Annotated in this window: 22 protein-coding genes; 9 read left to right on the top strand and 13 right to left on the bottom strand. The window is 61.2% G+C overall.

Annotated elements, in window-relative coordinates; genetic code table 11:
- Positions 1 to 84: 84 nt before the first annotated feature.
- From QQK16_RS12245 to QQK16_RS12230, 4 genes are all read right to left on the bottom strand, one after another.
- Positions 85 to 2,541: a GGDEF/EAL domain-containing response regulator gene (locus QQK16_RS12245; RefSeq protein WP_284196750.1), complete on the bottom strand. Its 2,457-nt coding sequence runs from the start codon at positions 2,539 to 2,541 to the stop codon at positions 85 to 87.
- A gap of 514 nt (positions 2,542 to 3,055) precedes the next feature.
- Entirely contained in the window at positions 3,056 to 3,868 is an 813-nt protein-coding gene (locus tag QQK16_RS12240; RefSeq protein ID WP_284196749.1) for a GNAT family N-acetyltransferase, read from the bottom strand.
- A 193-nt stretch (positions 3,869 to 4,061) separates the two neighbouring features.
- Positions 4,062 to 4,526 carry a Dps family protein gene (locus QQK16_RS12235; RefSeq protein ID WP_308447029.1) on the bottom strand — a complete coding sequence of 155 codons (465 nt, stop codon included), beginning with the start codon at positions 4,524 to 4,526 and terminating at the stop codon, positions 4,062 to 4,064.
- Positions 4,527 to 4,686: 160 nt separating this feature from the next.
- Positions 4,687 to 7,353, bottom strand: a complete 2,667-nt coding sequence (locus QQK16_RS12230) for a beta-1,3-glucanase family protein (protein ID WP_284196747.1) — start codon at positions 7,351 to 7,353, stop codon at positions 4,687 to 4,689.
- Between the two features lie 424 nt (positions 7,354 to 7,777).
- Between QQK16_RS12230 and QQK16_RS12225 the strand changes: the two genes are divergently transcribed.
- Positions 7,778 to 8,092 (top strand): hypothetical protein, encoded by a 315-nt coding sequence (locus QQK16_RS12225; protein WP_284196746.1) that lies wholly within the window; start codon positions 7,778 to 7,780, stop codon positions 8,090 to 8,092.
- Positions 8,093 to 8,218: 126 nt separating this feature from the next.
- On the opposite strand, the gene QQK16_RS12220 is transcribed toward QQK16_RS12225, so the two are convergent.
- Together QQK16_RS12220 and QQK16_RS12215 are read right to left on the bottom strand one after the other, a co-directional pair.
- Positions 8,219 to 8,611: a RidA family protein gene (locus QQK16_RS12220; RefSeq protein WP_284196745.1), complete on the bottom strand. Its 393-nt coding sequence runs from the start codon at positions 8,609 to 8,611 to the stop codon at positions 8,219 to 8,221.
- Positions 8,612 to 8,634: 23 nt separating this feature from the next.
- Positions 8,635 to 9,117: an FxsA family protein gene (locus QQK16_RS12215; RefSeq protein WP_284196744.1), complete on the bottom strand. Its 483-nt coding sequence runs from the start codon at positions 9,115 to 9,117 to the stop codon at positions 8,635 to 8,637.
- On the opposite strand from QQK16_RS12215, the gene cutA reads away from it, so the two are divergent.
- From cutA to QQK16_RS12200, 3 genes are read left to right on the top strand one after another with little or no spacing between them, the layout of a single operon-like run.
- Positions 9,116 to 9,445, top strand: coding sequence for a divalent-cation tolerance protein CutA (cutA, locus tag QQK16_RS12210; RefSeq protein ID WP_284196743.1), 330 nt, complete (start codon positions 9,116 to 9,118; stop codon positions 9,443 to 9,445). The genes QQK16_RS12215 and cutA overlap by 2 nt on opposite strands.
- Positions 9,442 to 11,226 (top strand): protein-disulfide reductase DsbD, encoded by a 1,785-nt coding sequence (dsbD, locus tag QQK16_RS12205; RefSeq protein ID WP_284196742.1) that lies wholly within the window; start codon positions 9,442 to 9,444, stop codon positions 11,224 to 11,226. The genes cutA and dsbD overlap by 4 nt, the downstream gene beginning before the upstream one ends.
- Positions 11,226 to 11,777, top strand: a complete 552-nt coding sequence (locus QQK16_RS12200; protein WP_284196741.1) for a TlpA family protein disulfide reductase — start codon at positions 11,226 to 11,228, stop codon at positions 11,775 to 11,777. The genes dsbD and QQK16_RS12200 overlap by 1 nt, the downstream gene beginning before the upstream one ends.
- A gap of 30 nt (positions 11,778 to 11,807) precedes the next feature.
- Here QQK16_RS12200 and QQK16_RS12195 read toward each other — a convergent pair whose 3' ends face one another.
- The 4 genes from QQK16_RS12195 to QQK16_RS12180 all read right to left on the bottom strand — a co-directional run bounded on the left by QQK16_RS12195 (position 11,808) and on the right by QQK16_RS12180 (position 16,617).
- The gene (locus QQK16_RS12195) at positions 11,808 to 12,977 is read right to left on the bottom strand and encodes an acetate/propionate family kinase (protein WP_284196740.1); all 1,170 of its coding nucleotides are present in this window, start codon (positions 12,975 to 12,977) and stop codon (positions 11,808 to 11,810) included.
- The gene (locus tag QQK16_RS12190) at positions 12,974 to 14,395 is read right to left on the bottom strand and encodes a bifunctional enoyl-CoA hydratase/phosphate acetyltransferase (protein ID WP_284196739.1); all 1,422 of its coding nucleotides are present in this window, start codon (positions 14,393 to 14,395) and stop codon (positions 12,974 to 12,976) included. The genes QQK16_RS12195 and QQK16_RS12190 overlap by 4 nt, the downstream gene beginning before the upstream one ends.
- Positions 14,396 to 14,418: 23 nt before the next feature.
- Entirely contained in the window at positions 14,419 to 15,192 is a 774-nt protein-coding gene (fabI, locus tag QQK16_RS12185) for an enoyl-ACP reductase FabI (RefSeq protein WP_284196738.1), read from the bottom strand.
- Positions 15,193 to 15,348: 156 nt separating this feature from the next.
- Positions 15,349 to 16,617 (bottom strand): MgtC/SapB family protein, encoded by a 1,269-nt coding sequence (locus tag QQK16_RS12180; RefSeq protein WP_284196737.1) that lies wholly within the window; start codon positions 16,615 to 16,617, stop codon positions 15,349 to 15,351.
- A 171-nt stretch (positions 16,618 to 16,788) separates the two neighbouring features.
- Here QQK16_RS12180 and QQK16_RS12175 point away from each other — a divergent pair, with 171 nt between their 5' ends.
- Positions 16,789 to 18,624, top strand: a complete 1,836-nt coding sequence (locus QQK16_RS12175; RefSeq protein WP_284196736.1) for a S8 family serine peptidase — start codon at positions 16,789 to 16,791, stop codon at positions 18,622 to 18,624.
- A 59-nt stretch (positions 18,625 to 18,683) separates the two neighbouring features.
- On the opposite strand, the gene QQK16_RS12170 is transcribed toward QQK16_RS12175, so the two are convergent.
- Positions 18,684 to 19,073 carry an acyl-CoA thioesterase gene (locus tag QQK16_RS12170; protein WP_284196735.1) on the bottom strand — a complete coding sequence of 130 codons (390 nt, stop codon included), beginning with the start codon at positions 19,071 to 19,073 and terminating at the stop codon, positions 18,684 to 18,686.
- A 3-nt stretch (positions 19,074 to 19,076) separates the two neighbouring features.
- Complete coding sequence (locus tag QQK16_RS12165; protein WP_284196734.1) at positions 19,077 to 20,798, bottom strand: alpha/beta hydrolase; 1,722 nt, start codon at positions 20,796 to 20,798, stop codon at positions 19,077 to 19,079.
- Positions 20,799 to 20,960: 162 nt separating this feature from the next.
- On the opposite strand from QQK16_RS12165, the gene QQK16_RS12160 reads away from it, so the two are divergent.
- Positions 20,961 to 21,485 carry a peroxiredoxin gene (locus QQK16_RS12160; protein WP_284196733.1) on the top strand — a complete coding sequence of 175 codons (525 nt, stop codon included), beginning with the start codon at positions 20,961 to 20,963 and terminating at the stop codon, positions 21,483 to 21,485.
- An 88-nt stretch (positions 21,486 to 21,573) separates the two neighbouring features.
- The gene (locus QQK16_RS12155) at positions 21,574 to 21,981 is read left to right on the top strand and encodes a DUF2721 domain-containing protein (protein ID WP_284196732.1); all 408 of its coding nucleotides are present in this window, start codon (positions 21,574 to 21,576) and stop codon (positions 21,979 to 21,981) included.
- Between the two features lie 139 nt (positions 21,982 to 22,120).
- On the opposite strand, the gene QQK16_RS12150 is transcribed toward QQK16_RS12155, so the two are convergent.
- The gene (locus QQK16_RS12150) at positions 22,121 to 22,975 is read right to left on the bottom strand and encodes an endo alpha-1,4 polygalactosaminidase (protein WP_284196731.1); all 855 of its coding nucleotides are present in this window, start codon (positions 22,973 to 22,975) and stop codon (positions 22,121 to 22,123) included.
- A gap of 108 nt (positions 22,976 to 23,083) precedes the next feature.
- Between QQK16_RS12150 and QQK16_RS12145 the strand changes: the two genes are divergently transcribed.
- On the top strand, positions 23,084 to 24,286 hold the full coding sequence (locus QQK16_RS12145; RefSeq protein ID WP_284196730.1) for a hypothetical protein: 1,203 nt from the start codon (positions 23,084 to 23,086) through the stop codon (positions 24,284 to 24,286).
- Positions 24,287 to 24,437: 151 nt separating this feature from the next.
- The gene (locus tag QQK16_RS12140; RefSeq protein WP_284196729.1) at positions 24,438 to 25,895 is read left to right on the top strand and encodes a serine/threonine-protein kinase; all 1,458 of its coding nucleotides are present in this window, start codon (positions 24,438 to 24,440) and stop codon (positions 25,893 to 25,895) included.
- The last annotated feature ends 76 nt before the right edge of the window (positions 25,896 to 25,971 follow it).

Genomic DNA, 25,971 nt, shown 5'->3' with positions numbered 1-25,971 from the left:
TACTAGTGACGGTAATTTCTCGTAAGACTGAACAGCATTCGTTACTTCATGGGCCAGGTGGCTTAGCCGACTTTCCTGGTGTCGCTAAGCTACGAATATCAGTTCACTGATCTCGTCAAAGGGCGCTGGTTTGGAATATAGGTAGCCTTGCATGATTCGACACCCTTTATTTCGTAGTGCCGCGGCTTGTTCCTGCACTTCCACCCCCTCGGCAACCAGCTCAAGCCCCAAGTTCTGTGCCAAATGCACGATGGCGGTAATGATGGCGGCATCGCTGGGGTCTGTTAGCATGTCTCGCACAAACCCTTGGTCTATTTTCAGCACATCGATCGGAAACCGTTTGAGGTAAGCCAAGCTGGAGTAGCCAGTGCCAAAATCATCGATCGCTATTCCTAGCCCAAGCTCTTTCAGGCGTAGCAAGGTGTCTCTGGCCTGGACGTGATTTCGAGCCAGGACGCCTTCTGTGATCTCCAGTTCGACCAAATCGGGTCGGACGCCGGTTTGATGCAGTATCTGGCTAACCTTGTCGACAAAGTTGGCCATTTCAAATTGCACGGCAGAAACGTTGATGCTGATCACGATGTTTGCACCCCGCTCGTGCCAGCGCCTGGCGTCTTCGCACGCTCTGCGCATCACGAGCTCACCCAGCGGCACAATCAGACCAGTTTCCTCTGCCACAGGAATAAACTTGGCCGGCGAGACTAGCTCATCAGCTGAGTTTTTCCATCGCACCAGTGCTTCGACGCCGACGACCTGCGCGCAGTCAACATCTACCTTGGCTTGGTAGTAAACCAAGTACTGGCCCTGATCAATTGCCTCTCGCATATGGCGCTCCAGCATGTGCCTGGCGATCAGCTGCTCTTCAATATCGGTCGAGAAAAATTCGTAGCGGTTCTTCCCACCTTGTTTCGCCCTATACATGGCGGCATCTGCGTGCCGGTAGAGAACATCCTGATCTTCACTATCGTCCGGGAATAGACTGATACCCACGCTGACCGACAAGTCAAAGCGTTGGCCGTCCACCCAGAAGGGCTCCATCATTGCGGACAGAATCTTGCTAGCCACTTCGGTGGCTTCGGCGATACCGTCTAGGTCCGGTAGCAGTATCGTGAATTCATCTCCACCTTGCCGACTCACGGTGTCTGAAGGCCTCACTCTTGAGGTCAGGCGCTGGGCCGCCAGCCGAAGTATGTTGTCACCAACAATATGGCTGAACGTGTCGTTTACCGATTTGAAGTTGTCTATGTCGAGCAAGATCATGCCGACGTGCTTACCACTGCGCTTGGCTACCTGCATGGCTTGCTCTGCCCTATCGTGCCAAAGCATTCGATTCGGAAGATTGGTCAGTGCGTCGTAGTTCGCAAGATGCGTCATCTTGATCAGCATGGCCCGGGCCTCACTGACGTCGTGGAACACTACGATCGCACCGGTGATTTCCCCTTGATGATCGCGAATCGGCGCGGCCGAGTCTTCTACCTGAAATAGTCGGCCATCCCTGCGGCGCAGCGAGGTATTCATGGCCATACCGACAACCCGTTTTTCCCTGAACGCATGGCGAATCGGGTTGGTCGTTTCGTGGCCAGAAATGGAATCAAACAATGGCATCACAGTTTCGATGGGCTGGCCGACGGCCTCGTCAGTGAGCCAACCCGTCATGTCTTCTGCAATTGGATTCAGGAACGTGACATTGCCATGCGCATCCGTTGCCAGCACGGCGTCGCCGATTGAACTCAGGGTAACCCGGATACGCTCCTTCTCGTCATACAAGGAAATTTCAGCAGTTTTGCGCTCTGTGATGTCAGTAATAAGCAGTAGCACGCCACAAATTCTGTCTTCGACGACCCTGCAAACCATAGACGCTTGCCCGTACAGCAAATCCCCGCTGTCTCGATAGAAGGTGAGATCAAAAGTAGGGTTCTCTCCCCGTAGAACTGCTTCAATGTGTACGTCGATGGAGAAGAAATTGAGCGGGCCGAGCACGTCCCTCATGTGCATGCCGGACATCGCTCTTGCGGGGACGCCAAACCACCTACCGTGCAAGTCGTTGGTAAATTCGTTCTTGAGGTCGATGTCCCAATATGAGATGAAGGCAGGCAAGTGCTCGATCATGTCTGACAAATCTTGCCTTGCCAGTGCGAGCTCCCGGGTTTTGAGTTGCAATTCCAGATGTGTTTTAACGCGCGCCCGAGCGGTTGCAGCGTTAATCGGCTTCTGCAAGAAGTCCACGCCGCCTAGCGCAAGTGCCTGAAGCTCGTAACCCGTCTCGTCATGGGAAGTAACGAAAATGACCGCTATGTCGCTTAGATGGGGAGCTGCCTTGATGGCACGACAGACTTCGTACCCATTGATGCCGGGCATTTCGATATCGAGCAAGACGATGTTCGGATGATGTTCGCTCACCATCTGCAAGGCTGAGCTGCCATCGGTCGCAAAGAGCACTGTTCCTAGATCCCTAACAGCGTCATGCATGATCCGAACATTGGCGATGGCGTCATCGACTATCAGGATTACAGGCGTGCTTGCCAACTTGTCGCGATACACGGTTTCCACCTCCAGCTTGCACCAACCTCTATTGCGACCTCTATTGGGGTTGGTGAGAAGCTTAGATTTTTATTAGGAGTCAACACCTTTACGATTTATAGCACTCGGATTTGCAGACGTTTTTTGGCCAACCCAAGTGTTGTTGTCGAGTGCCCTGAGTGCTTTGGGCGGCGCCTAGGCTTGCACAGGCGGGACAGGTGGGTTCAAGGCACGTCTCCAAAGCGACGCCCACCCGGATGTGGTAGGCCACCGAACACTTTGCGTCCTACTGAGTCGGCCCTAACCCTGAAGTTGACAAGACAGCCAACAAGCTGCGCTTGTTGGTGCGCCTCCGTGCTATGCCGCTCTGGCGGTCCCTCACTGCCACTTTAGGCCTGACCGGGGCACCAATGGGCAGCGTGTATCTGCCTCATCTAGTACATCGAGTATTGCGCTGACCTACCCCTATTCGGTCTATCACTCATTAATCAGCAATCTGAGCAGTTGGTGGGTTGCCTTCAGCCAGATCCACGACTTACCGCAATGGCAGCTTCAACGGCAATGTCCGATGGCTGAAGTGCTCGGGCTGCAAGGCCCTGCCGTCTTCATGCTGGAAGCCCTGATGCCGGTAGAAGCCCTGTGCTTCGGCGCCTTCGGCGCCCAGGGTGATGGCGCGGGAATTGTTGACGCGGGCGAGTTCGCGGGCGTGGCCTATCATGGCCGTGCCAACGCCAGGAGTACGCTGGGGGTTCCTGATGTTTCTGGGATGGGTGCCCAGAAAGCCGATGGCGGTGTTCTCGGTCTGCCGGCCGGCCCAATCCAGGTTGGTACTTTGCATCAGCCCCTGTACCCGCCCACGCTTGCTGACCACGCTGAAGTCGGCGGGGAAGTTGTTCTGGGCTGCCGTGGCGATGGTGTCGAACACGCGGCTGGATTCCTCCAGCCGACGGGCGGTTTGTAAATGGCCCATGACGGCGGCGCCGTGGGTAGGCCGTGACCAGGTGGGTTGCATGATGTCGGCCAGCCATGCGCGCTGGGCGGCGTTGAGCGATTTGCTCTTGCCCAGTTGCGCTTCGCGGGCCATGGAGGTGGCTGCGCGGTCAATCAGGCCGGTTGCCTCTGGCGTATTGTGGAGCGTGACCGATGTCAGCCTTTGGCCGCTGCGGTTGACTAGCGAGGTGCGATGGGCGGCATTGGCCTGATCGGCTGCGAATGCGCCCAGTTGCTGGCTGGCACTGCCGATGCGGCTGTTGGTGCGCTTGAAGTCGGCCAGTTGCACCCGTGTAGTGATACGGTCCTGGTTTACGCTTTGTACCGTACTGGCAATGCCACGATTTCTCGCGCCCATTGATCTGCCTCCAGTGGTTTACCGTCTCTTTTTCTGGTTTGTTGCCTACCACGGCTGATGCTACAGCTAGCGGGCCTGTATGCCTGGATTGCCTGCGGCCGCGGACAGCCTGGGTACTATAGGTCAGCTTGGGGCTGGCTGCGCTGCAGGCGATGGGTGGCCGGCAGCGCCTCTTGTCTAGCTGCAGGCTGGTTTACTCTTCGAGCAGGCTGCGTAGCATCCAGGCGGTTTTTTCGTGCACGTCGAGGCGCTGGGTCAGTACATCGGCGGTAGGCTGGTCGTTGGCCTCGTTGACGATGTCGAACAGGTTGCGGGCGGTGCGGGCAGCGGCCTCCTGGGCGGATACCAGATGGCGAATCATGTCGGTGGCCTTGGGTACGCCTTCCACTTCTTTGATCGAGGCGAGTTTGACGAATTCCTTGTAGGTGCCCGGTGCCGGAAAACCGAGGGCGCGGATGCGCTCGGCGATGATGTCCAGCGCGTTCCATTGTTCGGTGTACTGCGCCATGAACATATTGTGCAGGCTGTTGAACTGGGGGCCTGTCACGTTCCAGTGGAAGTTGTGTGTCATCAGGTACAAGGTGTAGCTGTCGGCCAATAGTCCGGAAAGACCTGCGGCAATCTTTTTGCGATTTGCTTCCGAGATACCGATATCCATGGCCATGGGTTTGGCTTTCTTTTCCTTCATGATGCTCTTTCCTTGCTGGGTGTAGGGGATGACTGTGTTAGGGGCGAGAAAGGTATGAGCGGGCGGCCGGCGCGGGCTAGCCTAAGCTAGCCCGCGGTGCTTGTTGTGACTGTTGAGAAGGCAAGCAGGTTCAGCTTACCCGTACCACGATGCTCCCGGTGTTGTCGGCCAGGCCGGCGCCATAGACATGGTTCAGGTCGTCGTTGATGCAGAGATACAGCCGTCCGGTTTGCCCCGTGGGTGTGGCGGTCGGGCCGTCACCAACCAGAAACACGCCGTTGCTGCCTACCCGTGCGACCAAGGCGCCCATATTGACGCCTGTGAGGGGGTAGGCGGGCTGGGTGACGGTCAGGCCGGGGCAGCCGTTGGCATCGTACTGCTGGCCTGCATTGGTCTGTGGGTCGGCTGTCCAGGTTCCCGACAGGTACTGGATGGTTTTGCCGCTGGTGGCTACATCCACGCCGGTGTCGTACCAGTCCTGGTTAGCCTGCAGTTGTACGATGCCCAGGGCAGGGGAGTCGTTGACGATGACCTCCAACAGCACAGGCTGTAGGCCGCTGGGGCTGGGTGGCGGTGGGTTGAAGCCGATCAGTACGCCGGATTCGAAGCGGTCGGTAAAGGCGAAATTGTAGGCACTGGTGCCACCGGCTACGTTGTAGAGCTCCCAGGCCCAGGTGTTCCAGAAATTGCTGACTGCTTGCCCGTTCCACTGCTGGCCTGCCCAGGCTGCAGCGCCCCATACGCCTTCGGTGTAGGGGTTGTTGCCGACGATGAACCAGTCGTCAGGCGAGTTACCTACTGTCTTGCCGTTTGACCAAGGTGCGGGCGAGCCGACCAGCCCGGCGTTGAGCGCAGCCAGCAGATCGGCAACGGCCCAGCCGAATACATCGTTCTGCAACGATAGGATATTGCCGTTCAGGCCGGCGTTTGCGCCGGTCAAGCCGGAGATGACATAGCCGGCATTGGCACCGTAGATGCCGGCGGGCTGCGATAGCGTAGTCCACTCGGTATTGGGCAGGAAACTGGTGATCAGGCCGGCGCTGTTCACCTGCAGGGTGCAGCTGTCGCCGCTGGCGGGGGTGAGCAATACGGTGGCGGGCTGGGTGGTATAGGTGGCGCTGCTCAGCATAAAGGCATTACGCAGCAGGGGCGCGCCCGCCAGGGTGACGGTAAACGATTGATTGTTGCCCAGCCCGGTGGCGGCACTGGGGATGACCCACTGTGTTCCTTGCGCCATGGGGGAGGAGGTGCCCACGTCGTTGATCTTGATGGTATCCAGGCCGCCACTGCTGTTGGTGGTGATGGTCAGCACAGCGCCGCAGCTGGCTTGCTGGGTGTAGGTGGCGCTGACGGTACAGGTGAGCCCGGTGGTGCCGGTCAGGGTGAGCCAGTCGCCACTACCGCCTTGGTAGAGATCGTCGAACTGGCCGCTGAGCGGTTGGCTGTTCACGCTGTAGATCAGCTGCATCTGCGCCTGCCCTGAGGTGGGTGTCAGGGCTGCGCCGGTGCTGTCCTGTGCGGTGATATTGACGGGGCTGTAGGTGAAGCTGGGCGCGGTGGGGGTGCTGCCTTGCAGGCTGAGCCAGCCTTGCGCCAAGGCATCGTTGGCCGGGGCGATGGTGGGGTTGGCGCGTAGGGCATAGGTGTCGCTGACCACGGCCCAGGGCAGGGTGATTTCGAAGGGGCTGTCCAACAGGCTGGTGGTGCCACGCAGCACCAGCTGGCTGGTGGGGGTGATCTGGGTGATATTGCCGCTGGGATAGGTATAGCTGGCGGTTTGTACGGCGCTAAAGTCGATGGCAAGCGAGAAGGTCTGGGCTTGCAGTTGCACCTGGGTGGGGTTGCTGCCCACCCCGGCGAAGCTGCCATTCAGCGTGAACAGGCTGGCGTTGCTCCCCTGAGCTTGCTGCAGGTAGCGCAGGTAACCATCGAGGAACGAATAAGGGAAGGGGTTTTGGGTGGGGTCGCTATAGTAGCTGCCGGCGGCTGCCATGGTGGGCGCTGCCACGCGGCGTGCCGAGGTGTTGCCATCCGTGGCGGGGAAGCTGGTGCTGGGATACTGGTTGGACGGTGTATCGCCGCCGGTGGGGATCAGCAAGCTTTGCCAGATGGCGCTGCCATTGCCGCCATTGAGGCTGCTACCCGAGCCACTGCAACTGAGTGCACCGGGTGTGCCGGTAAAATCGTAGCTCCAGACTTTGAGTGTGATGGGAAAGCTGAACCAGTCCACATCGGTGATATCGGCCAGATTGCCGGCGATGGTGGTGCTGCCGACCTGCGCGCCGATATAGGGTTCGAAGATGTCGTAGACCATGTCATAGGCGAGGTCGGTTGGGGCGGCGGGGGTAGGCTCGCCGCTGGCACTCAACTGCAGGTTGCCGTTGCTAAGGTAGACCCGGCCACCTGTGTATTGGCTCAGATACAGATTGGCGTAGGTAGTCTGGCCTCTGGAGGCCGCCTGGGTGGTGGCCCAGTTGCTGAAGGCCTGTGCCAGGCCGGTATTGCCTACGGCATTGGTGGGCAGCAATCCGGTGATGGGGCTGGCGGCGCTGCTGAGTGGGTAGCTTTGCCCCAGGCTGAGGGTGTTGCTGCTGTCGCTGCTGTAGCCGTAGTACTGGTTGGCCCCAAGTTGCACGCCGTTGCCGCCCGGCAGGGTCAGGTAGAAGCTGTCGAGAAAGGCTTGGTAGCTGGTGAATGCCTGCCCGCCATAGGTGAAGACGATGGGTATGTAGCCATTGGGGTTGGCGGCGTTCGATTGGGTTGTGTCGGCCTGGGTGCCGGGGGCAGCCTGATTCATGGGTTTCCTCCTGGGTATGTGGGTGATCAGGTAAGTGATGCAACAGCCCGTCGGTTTTCGAGTGTGTCCGCTTGGGTCGTGCTGCTATCGCCGCATCGCTTCCGCTGATCAGCCTAGCCCACAGCAGGCGCCGCCGCAGAAATGCGCTGGACGGTATGGAGGCCTCCCCCAGTTGGGTGACGTTAATGTGCCACCCCGCGAGTAGTCTTAGCGGCATAACAAAAGGAGGGTGTGTCAGGGGCAGGGCAGGGTGGCAGTGGTTTGCTGCCTGGGCGCTGATTCGGGCTGGCGCAACGCCTTAGTTATCCAACTCGTTCCGCCATAAGCACAGCAATACACCCTCCTTTGCAGAAATCGGGACCGTTGGATCTCAACCCGACGGCGTGTTGCCCACGCTGCACCTACGCAGGTATTGCGTAGCCAGGTGCAGCAGACCGACTTTTACCGCGGCGGCGATCCGGCAGGTTTCTTGCGGACGACGGCGCATGAGATACGCATTGAGGGCCAGCCGCCTGAACTGCGCCTGCCGGCCAAGTGGTGGTCGCTCTGGAAAGAGCCGCCGCCGCGGCCGAACGAGCGGGACCTGGCGTCGGTGTTGGCCACCATAGGGGTGACGCTTGCGACATTGGGCGATCAGGTCAAGGACGAGGTCCTGAGCAAGGCCTTTACCCAGACAGGGCTGCATATCGTGGACAAGGCGGCAGAGAGTGGTGGCCGCCATGGTAATGCGCCACGCTAGTGGCTTGCCCTGGCATGAGATGTAGGCAGTTGTCTTGATGAAACGCTGGCGCGCCAATATGCAGTCAAGGCGCGCCAGTTTTTTTGTCAGCCGGCTTGGCGGGGTTGGAGTGAACTCCCCTGCGGTTTAGCTGTCCTTACTGACTGCCATCAGGTTCATGGTCATCCTTGCGCCCGGCTTGGGCAGATCGGCCACGATGACGACGGTGCGGGCGGGGCGGTGATCTCCCATGACTTCGGCGTAGGCGCGGTTCATTTCGCTGAAGTCTTCCGTATGCTTGAGAAACACGTTGATATGCATGACCTGGCCCAGGTCTGCCCCCACCGTGCCCAGCATATAGGCGAAGGATTCGACGATACGCTTGGCCTGGGAATAGGCATCGGGGCCGGCGAAGTCGCCCGTGGCGGGGTCTATGCCGGCGGTGCCCGATATCTGGATGAATGGGCCTGCCTTGGCAATGTGGCTGTACGGCCCGATGGGTGTCATGACATCGGCGGGGGTGTAGGTTTCAACCTGCATAGGGCTTACCGTTGTTGGGTTGATTAATCTTGCGGCTGACGTGGCAACTTGGGGGCGGCTTCGTCTACCCGGCTGTATTCGCCTTCAAATACGCTGCTGTTGGCACTGTGGTCTGGCCGGTAGCCCGGCTGCTCGAACGGCGTCTGGCCGAACGCCGCAGCACCCATGGGTACGCTGCGGATGCCGGGCCAAGGTAGTATCAGTATCAAGCCGATCACATCGCTGACCGGCCCAGGGAAGATGAACAGCAGGGCGGCGATCAGGGTGCGGCCTACCCAGAATAAACGGCCCAGCGGCAGCTCGCCCTGACGCAGCCCGTCTACCATGGCCCAGGCGGTGGTAAGGCGCCAGCTTTTGAGTATGCCCACGCCGATCAGGGCGCTGGCGAACAGCCAGAAGGCCAGCCACCAGCCTATCTGGCTGGCTAGCCAGATGCTGCTGACGAGCTCCAGCACGGGTAGGCCCAGTAGCAAGAGTCCAAAAATCGGTAAAAGTCTGAGTAACATGGCTGATAAATATTCTGTCTTAGTGGTACTGTGCAACGCCCCCGATGCGGGGTGCGCAAAACAACTGGCCGAGGCGCTGATCACGCGCCAACTGGCCGCCTGTGTGAATCTGCTGGCTCCGGCTACTTCCCTTTACCGCTGGGAAGGGCGACTGGAGACGGCTACTGAGATACCGATGCTGATCAAGACCACCGCTGAAGCCTATCCAGCCCTGGAGGCGACACTGCAGGAGCTGCACCCCTACGATACGCCTGAAATCATCGCACTGCCGGTTGTCGCCGGTTTGCCTGCCTATCTGGGCTGGGTGGCGGCGGAGGTGGTGGCATGAATCGCTTCGTCTCTTTGCTGGCGACAGGGTTCCTGGCGCTGTGGGTAAATGTGGCGGCAAATGCCGAGGTAGACCCGAATGATTTGCTGCCGGTGAACGAGGCTTTCAAGCCCTCGCTGGTAAAAACAGGTGAAAAAACGGCGAATCTGCACTTCGAGATTGCCGATGGCTACTACCTGTATCGCGATCAGCTGAAGTTTACCCTGCTGCCCTCTGGCGAGATCAAGGCGGAAATTCCGCCCGGCAAGAAGAAGCAGGATGACTATTTTGGCGAGGTGGAAACCTACCGGCTTGCGCTGGATATTCCGCTGACCAGCCCGGTGGCGTTCCCGCCTGATGCCAAGCTCAAGCTGGTGTCGCAGGGCTGTGCCGATGTGGGTGTGTGCTACCCGCCCGAAACCACCGAGCTGTCGCTGGCGGGGGCGGTGAGTGGCAGTGCGCCTGCTGTGGGCAGTAAGGCCGTGGCGGCGGTGCTGGGGGCTGCGGCGCCAGCGGCTGCCAGTGCGGCGGTCAGTGGGCCTTTTGCCGGGCTGGATGGCTGGACACTGCTGCTAGCGTTCTATCTGGCTGGCTTGGGCATGGCCGCTACGGTTTGCATGTATCCGCTGATTCCCATCATCTCGTCGCTGATCGTGGGGCAGGGCCATAGCGTGGGCAAGCTACGCGGCTTTGTGTTGGCCATGGCCTATGTGCAGGGTATTGCGGTGGTGTATGCGGCGGTAGGGGCGGTGGCGGCACTGACCGGCTCCTTCCTGGTGGCGGCACTGCAGAATATGTGGGTGATCAGCGCGCTGGCACTGGTGTTCGTGGTGCTGGCCCTGTCCATGTATGGCCTGTTCTCGCTGCAGCTGCCGGCGGCCTTGCAGTCGCGCGTCAACGATGCGTCCAACCGTCTGGGTGGCGGCCATGTGGTGTCGGTGTTCCTGATGGGGGCATTGTCCTCGCTGATCGTGGGGGCTTGCATGGGGCCGCCGCTGGCAGCAGGACTGGGCGTGGTGGGTGCGCGGGCCGATGTGCTGTACGGCATGCTGGCTTTCTATGTGATGGCCATGGGTGTAGGCACACCCTTGCTGTTGGTAGGTGTGTTGGGCGGCCATGTATTGCCTAAGGCCGGTGCCTGGATGGCGGCGGTCAAGAATGTATTTGGCACCCTGATGCTGGCCGTTGCGCTGTGGATAGCCAGCCCGGTACTGCCGGCCTGGGCCTATATGCTGGGCTGGGCCATGTTGGCCATAGGCGCTGGCGTGGCCTTGTCGGCCCTCGATAGCCTGCCGCGCGATGCCAAGCCTGCGCAGCGCCTGGGCAAAGCGGCGGGTGTGCTGCTGCTCCTGGTGGGGGCCGCACAGATTGTGGGATTGCTGGCAGGCAACCGCGATCCGCTGCAACCGCTCAAGGGCTTGGGCGGGGCGCAGGCGGCAACCGAGGCCAAGCTGCCTTTCCGCTACGTCAATAGCAGCGCCGAGCTGGATGCGGCGATTGCCGCAGCAGCAGGCAAGACGGTGATGCTGGATTTCTATGCCGACTGGTGCGTGAGTTGCCGCGAGATGGAGCGCTTTACTTTCAGCGATGCCCAGGTGCAGCAGAAACTTGCTGGCATGGTGTTGCTCAAAGCCGATGTGACGGCCAATACCGAAGACCATAAGGCCCTGCTCAAGCGCTTTGGCCTGTTTGGCCCACCCGGCACGATATTCTTTGGCGCCAAGGGCGAAGAGATAGGGCAGCGCCTGATAGGCTTTGAAGCGGCGGACGCCTTTTTGCAACGTATCGCGAAGCTGAACTGATGAAGAAGATTGCGCTATATGCCCTGGTAGGTGGAGCGGCCTTGGTGTTGGGCCTGGGCACGGCCTGGATGCGCCAAGGCCAGCAGCAGAGCCTGATTGCCGAAGCCAATGCGGCCACATTGCCGGCCCAGGCTGGGGCTGCCGGGCTATGGCAGTCTGGCTTCAATGATCTGCAAGGCAAGCCACAAGCCTTTGCACAATGGCGTGGCAAGCCGCTGGTGGTGAACTTCTGGGCAACCTGGTGCGCGCCCTGTCGCGAGGAGATGCCTGAGTTTGTGGCGACCCAGAAGAAGCTGGGCGACAAGGTACGCTTTGTCGGCCTGGCCATCGATAATCCGGCGGATGTGCAGAAGTTCGTCAAGGAATTCGGTATCAATTTTCCGGTGCTGGTCGGTGAGCAAGCCGCACTGGAGCTGATGCGTGCCGAGGGCAACAAGGTCGGCGCCTTACCGTTTACGGCCATCTACGACAGCAAGGGCAAACGGGTAGCTGCCCATGCAGGGCGGCTGGATCAGGCCAAGCTGGATGCCTATCTGAAACCACTCCTCTAGGTATCCGCCATGCGTTCGCATGGCGTTTATCTATAGCAAGGCACGGGCAGCCGTGGCGGCCATCCATTCCTCCTGGGTAGGCTCAACCACGACCTTGATACGGCTGTCGGGGCTGGAGATCAACCGGGCGTGCGCCTTGTTGGCGTTGTCGTCCAGGCTGATACCCAACCAGGCCAAGCCTTCACAGATGCGACGGCGTATCTCTGCGCTACGCTCGCCTACCCCTGCGGTAAAGGCCAGCATGTCCAGCCCACCCATTACGGCGACCAGCGCGCCACACTCCCGCACAATACGCCTGACATAGAGCGCCAGCGCCTGCCTGGCGCCCGGGTGTTCGGCTTCCTGTTGCAGCAGTACGCGGGTATCGGCAGAAAGGCCGGACATACCCAGTAGGCCACTGCGCCGATACAGCAGATCGGCCAGTTGGGCGGGGCTGTAATGGGCGGTATCCAGCAGGTGCAGCAGCACGCCTGGGTCCATGCTGCCGCTGCGGCTGCCCATCATCAGGCCATCGAGCGCCGAGAAACCCATGGTGGTGGCAACGCTTTGCCCTGCCTGTATGGCACACAGGCTGGCGCCGCTGCCCAGATGGGCGCAGAGCAGCCGTCCCTGGGCGCTATCACCGTGCCGCTGTGGCAGCACCTGGGCCAGATACTGGTAGGAGAGACCGTGGAAGCCATAGCGGCGTATTCCCTGCTGGCGCAGCTCGGGCGGTAGCGGCAGCAACTGTTCCACCTCGGGCAGGGTATGGTGGAAGGCGGTATCGAAACAGGCCAGCTGGGGTGTAGCGGGCAGCATGCCCTGGCAGTGTTCGATGGCCTCCAGCGCATGGGGCTGGTGCAGCGGAGCCAGCGGTATCAGGCTGCGCAGGGCGGCCAGCGTGCTGCGGTCCAGCCGGGTGGGGGCGACATGGCGGTCGCCACCATGCACGACCCGGTGCACCACGCCAGCCAGCGCACGTGCGCCCAGATGGCGGGGCAGTTGCGCCAGGATATGCTGCAGGGCGCTCCGGATGGCTGAGGCCTGATCTACCGGCAAGGGGTGGTCGGTCAGGCCATCCTGATAACGTGGTTGCGGCCCATGCAGGCCGCTGACCTGCCCTTGCCACAATGGGGGCATGGCCAGCGGTGTGTTTGCCAGATCAAACAGGGCGAACTTGATGCTGGATGAACCGGCGTTGAGGGCAAGCAGCGCGCTCATGGTGGGTTGAGCCGGTAGCGGTGTGCCAGCAAGACGGCCAAGGCACAGGAGGCCAGCCTTGAGGCGAGGGAGTCGGCCCGGCTGGTCAGGACGATGGGCAGACGAGCGCCGAGTACGATGCCGGCAGATTCGGCGTCGCCCAGATATTCGAGCTGCTTGGCCAGCAGGTTGCCGCTTTCCAGATCGGGCACGACCAGCACATCGGCCTGGCCTGCCACGGGCGAGACGATGCCCTTGATGCGGGCCGCCGCGATGGAGACGGCATTGTCGAAGGCCAGCGGGCCATCCAGCAGGCCACCACTGATCTGGCCTCTATCGGCCATCTTGCACAGGGCAGCGGCGTCCAGGGTGGCAGGCATCTTGGCATTGATGGTTTCCACTGCGGCCAGAATGGCGACGCGGGGTTCTGCCACACCCACGGCATGGGCCAGATCAATGGCGTTGCGCACGATGTCGGCTTTTTCCTCCAGCGTCGGGGCGATGTTGACGGCGGCGTCGGTCAGGATGAAGGGGCGGGGATAGCTCGGCGTCTGCATCAGGAAGCAATGGGTGAGGCGGCGCTTGGTGCGCAGCTGGCTGCTGCGAACAATAGGGCCGAGGAATTCATCGGTATGCAGGCTGCCCTTCATGATGGCTTCCACCAGGCCCTTGTCGGCCATGTCAACCGCGTGGGCAGCGGCGGCATGGCTGTGGGCGGCCTCTTCGATCTGTATGCCAGCCAGGCTGCGTCCCAGCTTGTCGGCCAGGGCTTGCAAGCGATGCAGCGGGGCGATCAGCACCGGCTCGATCAGGCCTAGCGCATGGGCATCGAGCGCAGCATTGAGGCTGATCTCATCGCAGGGGTGCACCACAGCCATGCGTATGGCGCTAAGCGGTTTGACGAATTCCAGTAGCCGGGTCGCACCGGCCCCGACATTGAGGCGCACCTCTGGCAGGGTGGCGCGGGGGCGGACGATACGTTCGGTCGGCGCAATCACATCGGCTTCGCCCTCGATGACAGTGACGGCTGCCTGGTTGATGCAGCGGCAAGCCAGGGTCAGCCGCTTGTGCTCGGGTTCGCGGGCGGTGACTTCCACCGTGATGCGCAGTGTGTCGCCTATGCGTACCGGTGCGCGGAACCTGAGGGTTTGCCCCAGGTAGATGGTGCCAGGGCCGGGCAGGCGGGTGCCCAGCACGGCCGAGATCAATGCGCCGCCCCACATGCCATGCGCGATGACACCATGGAAGCGGGTAGAGGCGGCAAACTCAGGATCGACATGCTGGGGGTTGACGTCGCCGGACAGGATGGCGAAAAGCTGGATATCTTCGCGGGTCAGCGTCCGTTCTATGGTGGCGCTGTCGCCGATGGCGATTTCGTCGAATACCCGGTTGCGTATCAATCCCAGATCGTCGCTGGTATCAGGCATGAGATTGGACATGGGTGGTGCTTTCCATCAAGACGTCAGTTGAGTAGATGCAGGCCGCCATCGACATAGAGCGTGCCACCTGTGATGGCCTGCCCGGCATCGCTGGCCAGAAACGCGCATAGCGGCCCCACATCGGCGATGCCCACCGGCCGATGCAGAGGGGCGCGCTGGTTGGCATCCTGCAGCAGTTGATCGAAGTGGGCGATGCCCGAGGCGGCGCGAGTGGACAGCGGGCCCGGCGAAATGGCGTTGACCCGTATACCCCAGGCGCCCAGCTCCACCGCGAGATAGCGGGTGGCCGCTTCCAGCGCGGCCTTGACCGGCCCCATCATGCCGTATTGCGGTATGACTTCTTCCGCGCCCAGGTAGCTCATGGTAATGATGCTGCCACCGTTGACCATCAGCGGTTCGGCCAGGCGGGCCATGCGCAGCAGCGAATGGCAGGACACATCCATGGCCCGGGCAAAGCCTTCGCGCGAGCAGTCCACCACCCTGCCGTGCAGATCGTCCTTGGGGGCAAAGGCGATGGAGTGCAGCAGAAAATCCAGTTGGCCCCATTGCTGCGCTACGGCCTCGAACACAGCAGCCAGTTGGGCGTCGTCTTCTACGTCCAGTGGCAGGCACAGGCTGGCGCCCAGTTCCTGAGCCAGGGGCTCGACATGGGGGCGGGCCTTGTCGTTGAGCCAGGTAACGCCCAGCTCGGCGCCCCCGTCGCGCAATGCCTGCGCACAGGCCCAGGCTATGCTCTGGCGATTGGCTATGCCGACCACCAGACCACGCTTGCCTTGCAGATTGATCAGGGTGTTCATGCGTAAACGTCCTGGGTAATCGTCGAAAAAGTCCACCTCCCGCGATGGCGGGCATAGGGCACGGAACGGTAACTAGCCGTTGAACGCCCTAGTGTGACTGCTTGATACGAAGGGAATGTTGCGCTGCCGCAAGAATGCGCCAAACAGTGCAACAAGTCAGCCCGTATATATCAATAGGGCAACGATGCTGCCGAGGCCTGCCGCCAGCATGGGCCATAGCAGGCGCTTGCCGAAAGCAGCACCGCCTATGCTGAAGGCCATGCCCAGCTTGAACAGCGTATTGGCCAGTACGGCCAGGGTGATGGCAGTGAGTGCGACGTCGCTGAGCAGCCGTTGCTGGTTGAACATGCGCAGGCTGGAGAGGGTAATGGCATCGACATCGGTCGCACCTGACAGCAGCGCGACAACATAAAGCCCGCTGTTGCCGGCAACCTGGCTGAGCCAACTGGAGGCCAGCAGGACGATGCTATAGACCAGCGCAAAGGCCAGCGCTGTCTTGAGCTCGGTCGGGTTGCTGGCGGCGGCCGCAGCGTGGGTGTCGGCCTGCTTGCGCAGTTGCGGCAGGATGACCAGCAGGCCCAGCAGCAGACCGCTGCCCATGATGGTGGCCAGTGCGCCTGCCAGTGCCGGTGCGGCCACCGCACCCACGATGGAAAGCCGTGCCAGTACGGTGAGGTTGGCCAGTGCCACTACCGTGGCATTGAACTGAATGTTGCTGGGGTTCTGCCTGGCTTGGCGGGCGTGGGCCAGCGTGGTGGCGGTGCTGGATACCAGGCCGCCCAGCATGCCGGCAATCAGGGTGCCGGCGCGTTCGCCAAACCAGCGTAGCGCCAGGTAGCCGGCCAGCCCCACGCCGGAGATCAGCACCACCATCAGCCAGGTCTGGTAGGGGTTGAACGCGGCATAGGGGCCGAAATCCTGATTGGGCAGGATCGGTAGTATCACCAGGCTGAGCACGGCGAACTGCAACATGCTGCGCAGATCGTCCATGCTCAGGCGCTGGGCCAGGCCGGAGAGTTCGGCCTTGAAGTGCAGCAAGACCGTGGCGGTGATGCCCAGCATGACGGCCAGGGTACGCTGCTCATGCCAGCACAGCACACCCAGGCAGAAACACAGTACCAGCGCGATCTGCGTAGTGGTGCCAGGGTCGTTATTGCTGGTGGGCTTGAGCAGGTAGGCGCTGACAATGACCAGGGCGACGCAGAGCAGGCCGGCAGCGATCAGCCAGCTATTGCCCAGCAACTGCGCTAGCAGCGCACACAGCGTGCCCAGCATGGCGGTGAGCGCAAAGGTACGCAGGCCGGCATGCGCGGCTAGGCTACGCTCGCGCTCCAGCCCCATCAGCAAACCCAGCGCCAGGCTGGTGATGAAGGCGGGTAGCGGGGCGAGTACAGGGTGACTCAATATCGGCGTCAGTTCTGGCATGGCCGAAGTTTAGCGGGTGGCTGGATGTTTCGCCGGACCGAGGCTGCCTGTCTGCATGTAGCTGATGACATGATTCGCAGCTCGGGACACGAAAGTCGTACTTCGTCGCATTGGCTTGGTGCGGCCTGGGTTTTGGCAAGACACTGAGGGTCCCAAACAGGAGACCTGACCATGCAGAAGAAGATATTGTGCACCTTGATTGCAACCACCATGGGCGTGATGGCCACAACCCCGCTGGTGCTGGCCGACACGGCCACGGCGCCGGTCGCCAAGCAGGCCAGGCAGGTCATCAGCAAGGCGGACGAGCTACCCCGCCGTAGCTATGTGATTTCCAAACTGCCCAGTGAGCTGATTGAAGGCGCCAAGGGTGACATGGATGCGGTGCTGACCACGCTGGACAAGGACCTGGCCGATGATCTGGCGCAATACGATATCCGCGACCGTGCAACCCGCACCGGCATGTTGTCGGCCCGGGCGCAGATAGCCACCTATCGTGGCAACTATGCCCAGGCGGCTGCCTTGCTGCGCGAGGTGCGTGAGCAACAGGAGAAGGCGGCAGACAAGCTGCTGTCTGGCGTCTCCAGCGAAGCTATCCTGCTGGCGCGGCAGCAGGGCGGTAATGACGAGAAGCAAAAAGCCGCCGTCAGGGCCAGCCTGGCCGCCCAGTGGGGGGGTATGCCTTGGGATGTGGTGGGGGATAGCCTCAAGGGGGCCAAGGGTAGCCTGGAGTTGATGTCGCGCAATGTTGTCATGGGCAGCATCAAGAACAGCCTGGACCCGGCCGCCAGCAACCTCAAGCTGAATGTGCCTGCCAGTGTGGTGACCGGCATTGTGTCGGTGCGCAATATGTTCGACCACACCCTGGTGTTCCGTGACGACATGGTGGCGGTACTGCAGCAACTGGTGGACAAAAACCAGGTGGCCAAGCAGGATCTCTGGTCACCACGCCTGGTGAGTTTGCCGGCCGAGGCCAAGGCTAGCCCGGTGGTAGTGGGCATATGGGACAGCGGTACCGATGTGGACCTGTTCAAGACGGCCAGCGTCCGTGGCATTGCCTTTGACCAGGATGCCAGGCTGGTACCCGCGCTGGTGCGCCCCATGGGCGAGGCGGAGGCTCGTATGGGCAGCCTCAAGCAGTATATGAAGGGCTCGCTCGATATGCGTGCCGCTATCGACTCACCCGAGGCCAAGCTGCTGAAGCAGCGCATAGGCACACTGCAGCAGGGCGAGGTCAAGCAGTTCCAGGAAGATCTGGGCGCGCTGGGCATGTGGGTGCATGGCACGCACGTGGCGGGTATTGCCGTTGAGGGCAACCCGTTTGCGCGGGTGACCGCTGTGGGTATGCACTGGAGCCACAGCATCGTGCCGCAACTGCCTACCGAGGAGCGCGCCAAGCGTACGGCGGCTGCCTATCAGGCGGCGGTGGACAGCTTCCGCAAGGCTGGGACACGGGTGGTCAATATGAGCTGGCGTTATGGCCCTGGCGCCTATGAAGGTGCGCTGGCCTACCACAACGTGGGCAAGACGCCGGATGAGCGCAAGCAGATGGCCAACAAGCTGTTCGAGATCGAGAAGCAGGCACTGGAGTCGGCCATGAAAGGCGCACCGGACATCCTGTTTGTGGCAGGTGCGGGGAATGAGGACAACAGCGCGGATTTCGCCCAGTACATCCCGGCGGGGCTGGAGTTGCCCAATCTGATTACTGTGGGCGCTGTGGACCAGGCAGGCACCGAGACCGGCTTCTCTAGCTTTGGCAAGACCGTGGTAGTACACGCCAACGGCTTTGAGGTGGACAGCTATATGCCAGGTGGCGAGAAGATCAAGCTCTCCGGCACTTCGATGGCCTCTCCACAGGTGGCCAATCTTGCTGGCAAGCTGTTTGCCATCAAGCCTGAGCTGACGGTAGCCGAGGCCAAGGCGCTGATACTGAAAGGCGCAGAGCGCAGGGGCCGGGTAAACCTGATCAACCCCAAGGCCACGCTGGCCTTGCTGGGCCAGCAAGGTTGACAGGCTCTAAGGCTTAAGCGTTAGCAGCAGCGGGCCTGGCAGTGAGATAGCCAGGCCTGCTAACCCTTGCGCATCGCCTCGAACCGGGCTCGTAGCTCGCCGTCCAGCAGCAGGGGGCGCGGGCTGCTGGCCGACAGGCAGGCGACGGTGACATCGGCCATCGCCACTGTCTTGCCACCTCGGCTGATAAGCTGCTGCAGCACGCCTTGGCGCTCGCCCAGCTCGATCAGTTCCGTCTCTATGGCCAGTGTGTCGCCCAGCTTGGCAGGCCTGACATAGCGGATATCGATGCGGCTGACCACCACCATGATGCCCTGAGAGCCAAACCAGGCCAGGTCGGTCAGGTTTTGGCGGGCTTCATCCAGAAATTCCAGATAGCGGGCATTGTTGACGTGGCCGTAAGCATCGCAATGAAAGGTGCAGACGGTTTTATGCAGGGTATGGGACATGGCTCAAAGTGGTGCGCACAGTTCGGTGGCTTCCTCCAGCCAACCCTGCGCCGACAGCCGGATAAGCTCGCTGCTACTGCTGCTGAAACGATAGTTGAGGTCGCCCCCACGAAGGTGGGCATTGTTGTAGCTGCGGCTGATCGCCAGCGTGCCACTGGGGCAGCTACCGTCCGGCCCGGGCAGGGCCAGGTAGAGCGGGTGGCCCATATAGAGCCAGTCTGGCAGGGTCTTGCCCCACTCGCACAGCGCCTGGTCGGGTGAGTAGTAGAGGCTGTCGCCCCCGCCCAGTACCACCGGGCCGGCGTGGTAGAAGCGGCAGATGGCCTGGCTGTTCAGCCCCTGCGGCGCTGCCTGCCAGGCCTTGAAGCGCTGGCCGCTGGCAACCCAGCCCTGGCCGGCATAGGCGGCCATCAGGTCTATCTCGGCAGCATCAATGGCAGTCAGGTAGTTGCCGGTCCGACTGTTGACGTATTCGGTAATCAGTATCTGGCCTGGCGCCACGCTGCGTGGCAAGGTGGCATCGAGCAGCAGGGTATCGGTTTTGCCATTGGCGATGCTGGCCGTTTGTACCAGCTTGCTCAGTGCCGTGGTGTCACCTTTGAGATAGGCATCGAAGAAGGGAATGGTCCAGCCGTAGATATCGTTGGCATACTCGGGCAGGTATTGATGGGGCACGTCCCTTAGTTGCACGAAGTAACGGCTCCCGCGCATTTTCTCGACCGCCTTGAGCGACATGGACAGGGGCGCTACTAGATCGGCCGTGCCGGCAATGGCCATGACGGGACGGGTGATGCGGCTGGCGCTCTCCTGGCCACGGCCGAAGGCTGGCAGGAAGCTCTGGCCAGCGTAGGGGACAAAGGTGGCGATCGCCTTGATGCGGGCGTCCTGTGCAACCGGGCGGGAATCCAGATTCAGATTGCGGGTCAGCTCGGCACCCAGGCTGAGCATCAGTGCTTCGCCGCCCAGGCTGCCGCCAAAGCCGCCTATCTGGTCGGGGTGAATGCGGTCGCGATAGCCAGGGCGGTTAAGCAGATCGGTAATGGCGGCGCTGATCGCCAGCGGCCGCAATGCCTGCAGCTCCACGTATTCGTCGAAGTTGAGGATCAAATCGCCCAGATCGGAGAGGTCTTCGATTTCTACCTGCTTGATACGGGTATCACCGTGGAACGGGTTGATGACCACATAGCCGTGGCTGGCAAAGCGGGTAATGCTGCCCAGGGCATGCTCGTTGAGCGGGCTGCCGCCCATGCCGTGAGAGTACATGATCAGGGGGTAGCGGTTGTTGTCGGGAAACAGCGGCAGCTCACCCGCGCCATCCATATGCGGTATGGCTCTGCCATCAGGCAGCAGGTAATCCGGCCGGGGATTGTTGGCGGTGGTGGGATAGCACACCAGCGAGACCATGGGCAGTGCAGTATTGGCAAAGCGGGGATACAGGCTGTAGTCGCCGGGAACCGCCAGATTGAAGCTGATGGCCGCCTGTGGCTGGGCCAGTACCTCGGTGAGGTAGCGCATCTGGCCGTTGACGATGGCACCGTCCCAGAGCTGATCGAGGCTGACGCCGGCCTGGGCGATGGCCCCCGTATCCAGCGCAAGATTGCTGCAGGCAACAGGATAGGGGCCAGCCGCAGCAGGGGTGGGCATCACACGAGCGTGGTTGCCTGTGGCGCTGGCCAAGTTGGCAAACAGGCTCAGAATCAGGGCTATCAAGGATTTGATGGGCATGGGGTAGCAAGGTCAGGAAGTGGAACGGTGCAGCGGTATTATCCACTGACTAAGGCTAGGACAGTACTTTTGCCACCCGGTTCTGCAGATGCTGCTGCAGGCAGGGGAACCTGCTACTCTGCCGGGCATCCAAGTTGGGTTGTTTTGGCAGGATTGAAGAAGATGATGAAGATCAGGACATTTTTGGCCTTGTTGCTACTGGCAGTGGGCCTACTGGCCCACGCCGATGTCAGCCCCGGCGACGGCATGCCGGCATTTGCCTTGACCGACCAGACGGGCAAGCTGCGCAGCAGTGACGAATTCAAGGGCAAGTGGCTGGTGCTGTACTTTTACCCCAAGGCCGATACCCCCGGTTGTACCGAGGAGGCTTGCAGCTTCCGTGATGATATCGTGCTATTGCGGGCGTTGGGCGCCGAGGTGGTGGGCGTGAGTACGGATGACGTGGCAGCGATCAGAGAGTTTGGTCGCAAGCATGAGCTGCCTTTTACCTTGCTGGCCGACCCTGATGGCAAGACGGCGCAGAAGTACGGTGCGCTGGTGAACCTTGGGGTGTTGAAGTTTGCCAAGCGGCATAGCTTTCTGATCGATCCGGATGGGCGCATCGTCAAGCGCTACAAGGATGTAGATACCAAGGACTACGCCAAGACCATACTGGTGGACTTGCGGGCGCTGAGCAAAAAGAGCTGAATCTCCAATTGATGGGCTGTCCTGCCGCCTGGGCGGGACAAGCTGTGTTGTCTACCTCACCCAAATCGTATTGCGAAGGCCGTCCCGCATGGAAATCAGTGTACCTGCCCTGCTGTTCCCTGCCATATCTTTGCTGCTGCTGGCGTACACCAACCGCTTTCTCGGCATCTCCAGTGTCATACGCAAGCTCTACGAGGATTACAAGACCGCGCCTGATCCCAAGATCGTGCGGCAGATTGCCAACCTGCGTAAGCGGGTAACCCTGATACGGCGCATGCAGGTGGTGGGGGTGGGTAGCCTGTTCCTGTGCGTGCTGTGCATGTTCCTGATTTTCTTCGGCCTAGCAACGGCCGCCCATACCGTGTTCGGTATCAGCCTGATCTGCCTGCTGATTTCGCTCGGTTTGTCGATCACCGAGATAGGCATGTCCAGCGAGGCCTTGAATATCCTGCTGGCAGATATGGAAGAAGACCTGGCTCGCCACGATGGCGGGTAGGTGCTGTTTGCTGGTGAGCGCTGCAGCACGAGATCGTTCGATTTACGCCGCCAAAGATGAATAAGAACAGCCCCCGTGGAACGGGGGCTGTTCTACATTGGCACGTGTAGAGGTGATTCCGTTTTGAGCGTGGCGGCGCTTAACAGCCCTGGCGGAACGCGCCCAGCTCCAGCCGCTTGATGACGGCCGTCAGGCCCAGCGATTGGGCCGTGGGACAGACCTTTTCGGGGGTTTGGCCTTCTTCGACATACTCCAGTGCAAACACCGGTCGATTGCTCTGCAGGTAGGCATTCATATCGCGGCACCAGCCCTGCTTGACACATTGTTCGACGATGGCGAAATCGAAATAGCCTTGCAGCTGGGGGGTAAGCGCCTGCACATTCTTCTGGCCCACGGCCAGGCCGCGGGCATGGGCTTCGCGGGCAATCCAGCGGTTATAGGCCAACTGGTCGGTCTGGGTGATGGGGAAACCGGTGTCCTGCAGGTAGTTGTCCAGGTTGTCGGGGTCTATGCCGTCAAAGCCCTTGCTTTTGCAGAGGTCCATACGGGCGCGCATGATGGGGGCCAGGGTGGCGTACTGGCGTATGTCCAGCCACTTTTCGCCGGCCCAGCCCGCATAGTTCTTACCCAGCACGGCGGCCGGGAAGGCATCCTTGTCGCTGCGCCAGTTTTCCCAGGCACCCACGTTGATGTAACACAGCAAGCGTCGGCCTTTGGCCTTCAAGTTTGCGATGGTGGCGGCGTCCGTATCGTATAGGTCCAGATCGTAGACCTCGGCATTGACGTTGGTATCGATCGTGCCATCGAACTGTATCTGGAAGCTGACGCCTCGGGCGGGCTTCCACCAGTTGGCTGCAGCTGGTGGGGCGGGGTAGACCGGTACCGGGTCGACTGGCTCGGGATTGGTGCCGCCGCCGCTGTCGCCACCGCCACCACAGGCAGCAAGCATGAGAGTCAGTGTCAGAGGCAGGGTAACTTGGCGTAGGCTGGGCATGGGGTGGCTCAATGAAATGATCGCGGCATGATGGCTTGCCTGACCTGTACAGGCAAGTGCGCAGGATTCTCCTATGATCAAGCATTGCCTGCCTGGAGAAACAACACCATGAAGCATGCCTTGCTCCCCATTTCGATGCTACTAGTACTAGCAGCAATGCCAGCATGGGCGGCCGGCCCGGCACCGCAGGCGCAAGCCTGGATGGATCTGGCTACCTATAGCGGCGGTATGCCCGGTATGCCGGGCGGTGGTGGCATGCTGGGTTCGCTGTTTGGTGGTGGCAAGGGCGGCAACGTGTTTGGCAATACCCAGGCGGGGCCGGCAGGACGTTGGATGGATGTGACCCTCTACAGCCGTAGCAAGCCCGACATGCGCGAGGCCACGCAGCAGGTGCCGGAGGGCAGCCGGCTGGCTCCTGTGCTCAAGCTGCTCAGCCCGGTGGAAGGCAAGCCGGTGCCACTGGACACGCCGGACGAAGTGACCGAGCAACCGGAGTATCACAAGCCCAAGGGCAAGATTTTGCTGTATTGGGGGTGTGGCACCGAGGTACGCAAGGGCCAGCCCAGGGTGCTGGATATGGCCAAGGCGAGCCCGGCCGAGCTGGCAAGATTCTTCCAGAGCCGGCGAGCGACTACGCGTGGTGCCCATAGCACGCCGGGCCGGCCGATCTGGCCCAGCAAGCCGGACAACCGGCTGATACCCGAGGGTGCATCGCTGGTGGGGGAGCATGGTTTCAGTGGTGATGGCGTGCCGGAAGGATTCCGCTTTACGCTGGGTGCTGCTCACGATTTGATGCCGGCCATCGTCTTAAAGCAGCAAGACCAAGGCAACGCCTGGGACTTGAGTTGGCAGCCCATGGCGCAGGCGCAGGCGTGGTTTCTGGCCAGCATGAGCATGCGGGGCGAGGATGAGATGGTGGTCTGGACATCGAGCGAGCAGGCGGACATGGGATTCGGCCTGCTGGACTACCAGCCCAATGCGGCTGTGCAGCGCTGGTTGAAGGACAAGGTGTTGTTAAAACCGGCCACCACTGCATGCAGTGTGCCCAAGGAGGCCATGGGTGAGGCTGGTATGCTGCGGATGATCGCCTTCGGCGAGGAATTGAACCTCGTCCACCCACCTCGGCCCAAGGATTTGAAAGCACCGTGGCAGCCGATCTGGGCGGTGAAACTGCGGCTGAAATCGGTTGCGACCAGCATGCCGGGCATGGATATGGGCAAGATGATGAAGGATGCCGCCAAGCAGGAGGCGGAGGACACCAAGAAGGCACCCGGTGCAATTGACTTGCTCAAGGGCATCTTCGGCAAGTAAGCTGCGAGTCCTTGACTGTTAGGACGTTGCCATAATGAGGGTGAAATACGTCAGGGGTATAAGCGGCAGTAAAATTTCTTGCTTGGCAAGAGTTTCTAACTGGTCGTATTCCGCAACATGGAAGTCGTGATAGCCGAGCTAAAATACACAGATGGATAAACTCGGGCACTACCGTATCGACGCCACCCTTGGGCAGGGGGCCATGGGCGTTGTTTATCGCGCTGTTGACGAGCGGCTCGATCGCACCGTCGCGCTCAAAGTCTTGCGCCTCAACCTGAGTGCGGAAGAGCGGGCAGAGTATGCGCCGCGTCTGCAGCAAGAGGCCAAATCTGCCGCCAGGCTCAACCACCCCAATATCATCACGGTCTACGACTGCGGTGATGTGGATGGACAGACCTATCTGGCCATTGAGTATGTGGAGGGCAAGACCCTGCAGCAGTTGCTGGAGAACGGGGTCAAGATTTCCAATGGCCGGGTGCTCAAGCTGGCTGGCCAACTGTTCGGCGCGCTGGCCTATGCCCACGAGCATGAGGTGGTGCACCGCGATATCAAGCCAGCCAACCTGATGCTGACAGCCGACGGCCGGCTCAAGATTACCGATTTTGGCATTGCCCAACTGCCTGCCAGTGATTTGACCCGTGCCGGCACCCTGGTGGGATCGCCCCGCTATATGGCGCCAGAGCAGATCGAAGGCAAGAAACTCGATGGTCGCGCTGACATCTTTGCCGCCGGCATTGTGTTGTATGAAGTGCTGACGGGTGTGCGCCCCTTTGATGGCGAGCATGTAGCGACCATTGCCTATCGCATACTTCATGAGCAGCCGACGGATATCCGCAGCCTGAACCCGGAAGTTTCGCCCTGGCTGGCCGAGCTGGTGATGCGCTGCCTGGAGAAAGACCCGGCCAAGCGTTTCCAGACGGCACGCGAGGCCCGTAGTGCCTTGCGCGAGCAGGCCAATCAAGCCAAGACGGGTGCGCACCCTGAGTTGGCGGATACCAATCCGAGCGCTGCCGCTCCCGAGTTGCCCGCAGCGCCCGAGGTGGCGGCGACACCGTTGCGCCGCTATGCACCCTGGGCGGCCGTGGCCACCATCGTGCTGGTGGGCGGTATCAGTGCGGCAGTATTGCTGGGTCGTGGGGCAGGTAAGGACGCGGCTGCCGCAGAAGCCGCCGCGGCCAAGGCAATGGTGCAGACCGAGGTACTGGAGCCACCTGGCGCTCCCGGCTCATTACCCGCCAAGGCAGCCATGCCGGTGATAGACCGGACGGCAGAGCAGGGCGACAACGTGGCGGCTACCACGCCGGCACCTACAGAGGCACCGGCGACGACGGTGCCTGGCAAGCCTATTGAGGTCATTACGCTGAGCGATGACGGCAAGGTCAAGACCACGTCGACCAAGCCCAAGCCCAAACCCAAACCGGGCGATGCCACGGTGACCGAGCCTGCCAGGGTGACGGCTGTGCCTAAGCGCGAGCCCCTGCCGGACCGTGGCGACAATCGCGGCACCGAGGAGAAGCCCCGTACCGATAACCGCACTTCGGCGGATAAGGCCGCTTGCAAGGATGGTGCAAACTGCGCCAAGCCTGCACCATTCAAGCGTGATCGCTGAGCGGCGGGTGCTCCCGCGACAAGCCGGAACCGCTACGCTGGGTTAATAGCGGCGTCAATCGCCACACCCTACAAGC

Origin of the sequence: Chitinimonas prasina (assembly GCF_030160395.1) — a bacterium.
In the GTDB taxonomy this organism is placed as follows: Bacteria; Pseudomonadota; Gammaproteobacteria; order Burkholderiales; family Chitinimonadaceae; genus Chitinimonas; species Chitinimonas prasina.
The sequence above is the reverse complement of the archived record's forward strand: the minus strand, read 5'-3'. Positions and strand labels throughout refer to the sequence as shown.